A 1068-nucleotide genomic window follows, 5' to 3' on the forward strand; every position below is an offset into this window, starting at 1 on the left:
GAGGGTGTAGAAGAAATCTATTTCAATCGCCCCAGCAGCATCCGGGCCTGCGCGAGCCAAACCCATGCCTGTGCATAGAACGGCTTGCGGTCGTGGTGCATCACAAGCCTTCTGTTGCGCTCCAACCATGCATGGGTGCGCTCCACCACCCAGCGCTTCTTGGGCATGACCATCGGCTGCTCTTCGCTCCACAACGTTTGCTGCGCGTCGTCCCAACGGTGACGTGCGCTGTGACGCACGATCTGCACCTGTACTTGGTGCGCCTTTTCGATCTCTTGCGCGCATTGCCCGGCATATGCGCTGTCAGCCCACAACACCTTTAACGAGCCGCCTGTGCGTGTGCATGCCTGTGCCACAGCCTGGTCGGCCGCTGCGCGATCCTGCACAGCGGCGCTGGTCACCACCACTGCCAGCAGCAAGCCCAACGTATCCACCACCAGATGGCGCTTGCGCCCTTGGACCTTCTTGCCCGCATCAAAACCCAGTGTGCCGCCTTGGGGGCTGCCCCGATTCGATTGGGAGTCAATGATGGCCTCGCTGGGCTGCGCGGCACGCTCCATACGCTGGCGCCACTGCTGGCGCAGGCGCTCATGCAGTACTTCGAACTTGCCTTGTCGGGCCCAGCGCACAAAGGCCTTTTGCACCGATTGCCAGGGTGGATAGATCTGGGTGGGCAGGTTGCGCCAGGACGAGCCGGTGCGCAGCACATAGCAACACGCTTCGACAACGCTGCGCCGGGAATACGTTGCAGGCCTGCCCCGCACACCCGGCTCTGGCTCGAACAAGTCCTGGGCCAGCGCCCATTCGGCGTCTGTGAGTGCACCCGCCATGCCCGAGGCGCTGCTGGGGCGATGCTGGGCGGTGTACCCGTAGCGTGTACCAGGCTGCTGGGACTTGGCGCGTGCCAGTTGTTGTTTGGGCCGTGTGCGCTGCAAGCCGGCAGCTTTGAGCGCTGCCCGCATAGTGACCGTGCTGGGTGCGTTGCGGCCCATGTGCTCAGCCCAGGCCAGGGCCAACTCGGGCAGTGTGGCCTGTGGGTTAGCGCGCACCACTTCGCGCAAGGCCGCG

General features: G+C 64.2%; 1 protein-coding gene. It reads right to left on the reverse strand.

The window, feature by feature from the left end:
- Positions 1 to 17: 17 nt before the first annotated feature.
- Positions 18 to 1061, reverse strand: coding sequence for an IS5 family transposase (locus IB243_RS26975; protein WP_192430114.1), 1044 nt, complete (start codon positions 1059 to 1061; stop codon positions 18 to 20).
- Positions 1062 to 1068: the final 7 nt, after the last annotated feature.

The organism is Acidovorax sp. ACV01 (genome assembly GCF_014851495.1).
Classification (GTDB): domain Bacteria; phylum Pseudomonadota; class Gammaproteobacteria; order Burkholderiales; family Burkholderiaceae_C; genus Acidovorax; species Acidovorax radicis.